The organism is Nitrospira sp. BLG_2, from assembly GCF_049222245.1.
In genome coordinates, this window is sequence record NZ_JBLYIG010000230.1 from 1 (window position 1) to 4,454 (window position 4,454).

6 protein-coding genes are annotated in these 4,454 nt (G+C 53.9%); 4 read left to right on the top strand and 2 right to left on the bottom strand.

Annotated elements, in window-relative coordinates:
- From ACOSYY_RS06430 to rsmA, 3 genes are all read left to right on the top strand, one after another.
- Positions 1 to 171: 4-hydroxythreonine-4-phosphate dehydrogenase PdxA (locus ACOSYY_RS06430; protein ID WP_526023295.1), on the top strand; the 171-nt coding region annotated here is incomplete at its 5' end.
- The gene (locus ACOSYY_RS06435) at positions 161 to 478 is read left to right on the top strand and encodes a hypothetical protein (protein WP_421661440.1); all 318 of its coding nucleotides are present in this window, start codon (positions 161 to 163) and stop codon (positions 476 to 478) included. The genes ACOSYY_RS06430 and ACOSYY_RS06435, both read left to right, overlap by 11 nt.
- A 3-nt stretch (positions 479 to 481) precedes the next feature.
- Positions 482 to 1,300 (top strand): 16S rRNA (adenine(1518)-N(6)/adenine(1519)-N(6))-dimethyltransferase RsmA, encoded by an 819-nt coding sequence (rsmA, locus tag ACOSYY_RS06440; protein WP_421661441.1) that lies wholly within the window; start codon positions 482 to 484, stop codon positions 1,298 to 1,300.
- 100 nt (positions 1,301 to 1,400) lie between these two features.
- Here the strand turns inward: rsmA and ACOSYY_RS06445 are convergent, their stop codons facing one another.
- Together ACOSYY_RS06445 and ACOSYY_RS06450 are read right to left on the bottom strand one after the other, a co-directional pair.
- The gene (locus ACOSYY_RS06445; protein WP_421661442.1) at positions 1,401 to 2,033 is read right to left on the bottom strand and encodes an OmpA family protein; all 633 of its coding nucleotides are present in this window, start codon (positions 2,031 to 2,033) and stop codon (positions 1,401 to 1,403) included.
- A complete protein-coding gene (locus ACOSYY_RS06450) occupies positions 2,030 to 3,268 on the bottom strand; it encodes a hypothetical protein (protein ID WP_421661443.1) in 1,239 nt (412 codons plus the stop codon). The genes ACOSYY_RS06445 and ACOSYY_RS06450 overlap by 4 nt, the downstream gene beginning before the upstream one ends.
- A gap of 897 nt (positions 3,269 to 4,165) precedes the next feature.
- Between ACOSYY_RS06450 and ACOSYY_RS06455 the strand changes: the two genes are divergently transcribed.
- A partial coding sequence (locus ACOSYY_RS06455; protein WP_421661444.1) for a response regulator transcription factor occupies positions 4,166 to 4,454 on the top strand: 289 nt, incomplete at its 3' end.

Sequence of the window (4,454 nt, forward strand, 5' to 3'; positions counted from 1 at the left end):
ACCTCAGTGGACCATGGAACAGCTTTTGATATTGTCGGGAAGGGCGTCGCCGATCCAGGAAGTTTAATTGAGGCTGTCAAGCTGGCTGCCAAGATCACTCAGAATCGGATCGCTCAAAATAGAATGGCTGCAACTCCAACCAACAAGGGACGGGCCAGACATGTCGCCTGATGTGTCGAAAGGCCTTATCATTATTCGGCAACAGATAGAAGAACTGGATGCTCTTGCTAAACAGACTCTTCAAGATCTGAACACCATCGCCGGGACGGAGCGAGTGGCACAATGGAAAGTTCTCACGGTGGAGCGTATCACCAATGCCGTCGGCCCTCTGGAAGGACAGGCGTTCGCTCGTATCCAACCAGGGCCATCGTTCACCAACGACCTGGTTGAAGAGTTTACGGATCTTGTGGAATGCTATCGCTCGCCACTGATGATACTAGCCAAACGATTGTCCCAGGCTTCCCCGACTGGAAGTTGACGGGTGGACTCCCCTCTCCCCCCGGCTGCGATCAAACGCCTTGGACAGAATTTTCTCGTCGACCCCAACATTGTCCGTAAAATCGTCTCGCTGGCTGAGCTCACCCCGACCGATACCGTTTTGGAAATCGGCCCCGGGCGCGGCATCCTCACAGAAGCGCTTTGTCGTGCTGCCGGCCATGTGACGGCGATCGAGGTCGATCCACGGCTCCATGCTTACTTGACTGGACAACAGCGCGGGTTGTCGAATCTTACACTTGTCCTCGCCGATGCAATGACTTATCCGATCGAACATCTTCCAATCGGCACCATCGTCGTCGCCAATCTTCCCTATTATTTATCCACACCTCTCCTCTTTCGGCTCCTCAATCAGCACAACCGTTTTCACCGTCTGATCCTTATGCTGCAGAACGAAGTTGCCGATCGGCTCGTGGCCAAGCCCGGAAGCTCAGCCTATGGGGCACTATCCGTCATGGCTCAATACACAGCAGACATTACCAAGGCATTTAAGGTCTCGGGCCAATGTTTCCGCCCTAGACCGGAGGTCGGATCGGCAGTTGTCTTGCTGCGCGCGAGGAAGCAGGGAGACCTGAAACCTGAAGAAGAATCACGGTTGGCCACGCTGGTAAAAGCCGCTTTTGCGCACCGCCGAAAGACACTCGCCAATTCACTTAGAGATAAAGGGTATGACCAGAAGCTGGTGGCGGCAGCATTGAATTCTCTCCATATCCCCCTCTCCGCCCGTGGAGAAGTCCTTTCCATCACGCAGTTTATCGAGCTGACTCGCCACCTATATGGAGGCTTCTCAAGTCTTCGCCATTAACAACTGACGGCATGAAGCATGTCGCCAGGATCCGGATTGACCAGAGATCATGTTAGGTGAACCCGATGATGGAAAGCCGACGTTGTGCGAACTCGTGACGCTACGCGGGTCGCATGTGGATTTTGAACATGACCCGTCGGCTCTTATCTCGGTCCGGGTGCCCGTCATCATTGCGTAGAAGGTTCTGTTTTCCGCGCCCGTTCGCTGCGGCTTTTTGCAAGAAGCACTCATACGCCCAAGGAAGCTTCTCGCGAATCACGTCCAAGCTTTTCTCAAGTACCGCAAACGAGCGTTCCTGACTGAGTCTCAGGTTGCGTATATCGTCACCCAGATCGTCGGTGTACCCTTCAATGACAAACGCCTCCACTTCTTGGCCACCGGGTCCACAGATGATTGAGGCATAGTGAGGCATGACTTCCAACAAGAAGGTTTCGGCGGTAGGGAGCAACGTGCTCTTTCCAAATTCAAAGTTGATTGCCGCATCCGGCACCGTGACCGTGTGAACGCTCGGCCTTTTTTCTTCCGGTGACGGATGCCGTGGGTCAACGCTTGGCGTCATGTCCGTCGGTGTGGCATGGCTCCCGACAGGATTGGCATTTCCATTCTGAGCGCGTGTCACATAGGCCACGAGCAACAGAATGAAGATGACGGCGAGCGAGGTCATGAGATCCGCGACCCCACTCGTGACCACGGCGGAGCTGTCACGAGAGTCCTGTGTGAAGATCGATTTCATCTCTTCGTTCTCACCGTGGCGTTCATGTGAAGAGACGGCTTTCCTGGATCATCCGTCCTTTTCGCCGGACGTTCATGTTCTGTCGTCATAGTTGTATTGCCCCGCAGTTCCTCAAACATCGTTTCGATCTCCGATTGGGACAGCCGCACCGGGAAGCACTGCTCCTTAATAGAGCGATTGAGGCCGTGAATGGCTTCCAGCAAAGGATTCATCAGAGGCCTTAACGCCCGCTGGACCTCGTGACCGATCTCTCTCGGCAAGTCATCAAACTTCATCGGTGAATGTTTTGGATTCAAAGCCGTGAGCGCCTGTGTGGCGGAGTTCAGAGCTGTGACCGTTGATCCAAGGCGCTGCTGCACGACCTCTACAAGCTGATGCGCGATATCGTTTTGGGCGGGAGCGACCATGGTAGTCGGGGGTCCGGTTTGCGATGAAGAAGAAACCTGGGAAGATAGATCGGCGGCCTTCTGAGGAAACATTTCGTCCAGAAGGGAGATGCACTCCCGGTGTCGGTTATCCAGCCGATGCCAAAATGAATTTTCTAGAAGAGTGAACGCATTGGCGCACGCCAAGCCGACGATGGATGTGACAAACTTTCCTGACAGCCCATTAATAAGCCCTTGAATTCCTTCAATCTCCGGCCCATTCGCATGGAGCTTGCCGAGACCGATCAAAATAGCAAGGAAGGTGAACATCAACCCCATACCGGTCATGAAAGTGGGAAGCTGCCTGTAAAAACGGACATTGAGATGCGTGATGCAGAGAGATTCGAACGAGAAAAAATCACCGGCGGAACGCTGACTGTGCACTGTCGGCTCAAGAAACCAGGCAGATTGCTCTACCGCGAGAGTCTTGCGGTATGAGAGCCAGTCTCGGGCAAAAGCTTGTTCCGACCGCACCGCACGATCCAGTGTTTGCAGGTCGTCAAGATCGCGGCGCATGTCCGACGACTCATCAAGACGCGCCCGCTTTCTCGCCAAAGCCGGGATGGCAAGCCAGTCCTTGGAAGTCTGTCGCCGTGCCAGGACCAGAGGCGAGACGGATGACTGGAACCGCGACAGCGTCCGTTGAATTTGTAACAGACCTCGGATAAGCACCGCACTATGCCAAAGACACAGCGTGAGGATACTCGCGGCACCGATCCAGCTGAGAACCGGGCTCTGAATCCCGCCGACCACCGTCACGTCGCGAGTGAGCAATTCCCAAAGGGCAGTGAGCGAATCCAATTCATTCATCGGATGGATTTCCCTAGGGACCTTAGTGTCATTCTCAGGAAGCGCACCGTTTGATCGCCTCCCTCAACTTCTGTGCCAAAGAGAGTGATACGAGAAATGGCGGCGTATCGCGATACTGCCGGGACAGCCCTATATCAGAATGGAAATTCTTGCCGGGGGAGGAGGCAATTTCGGCAGGGTCTGCTTTCATCTACGGTCAAGGAATAAAATTGTCCTCCGATCGATTGAACGTCGGTGTTCGTGTTATGGTTTGGCGTGTCTCTTGTATTGAAATCAGCGGAAGCCATTCAAAATGGAGGCGGTTCCTATGCTTTCAAAAACATGTTTGAGCCGACTTACCGGAATTATGTGTGTGGTGTGCTCCGTAACGGGATGCGCAAGCGAATTTTCCGTTTTCAGTGCATCCGGAGAGCCGCTCCTGATTTCACGTCGCGGATACACATCCGATGAATGTACCGGAAAAGTTAAAGACGAGGCAGCCCGCATGGGCGTCACCTTGCGGTATGTTCATATTCGCGGAAATGCCATAGGCCGTTCATTATTATGGCCGTTTGAACCTGGATATGCCTGTGAGGCGGCGATAGGCCCAGAGCAGGGCCCAATCGGCACCTACCCGGGTGGTCCCCACGCCATTTTTCGCGGCTCATGACTCAATGTCATCTCCCGCTCTCTTTCATCATGAATTGAGCAACACCAACGCCGATGCTGTAGCCCTCGGATCTTTAACAGGCCGCTAGGGTAACCGGCTAACAGTCTTGTCTGCGCTTGAGAGTGTCCCATCGGCTCGTAAGTGCGCATTCCTCCCCTGGATGGAACATCGATCAGGCTAAAACCCGAACGCATTACTTCGGTGATTCGCTTGTTGAATCAGGGCCTTTAGTTATACTGAGGATGTACATGAAGAAGGAGCCACGGGTACGGGAAAACTCCTACGAAAGCGCAATGATCAAGATCTTATTGGTTGAAGACAACGATATCGATGCCCGTCTGACCCAAGATAGCTTAACGGAATGGGGCGCGGAAGAATTCGATGTCACCCATGTGACCCGCTTGAGTGATGCCTTTGCACGCCTGGCCCGTGCACGTTTTGATGCCGTCCTCTTGGATCTGTCACTCCCGGACGGTTATGGGCTTTCGACAGTGCGTCAAATGCAAGCCGCGAATCCGACGGTTGCCATCATCGTGC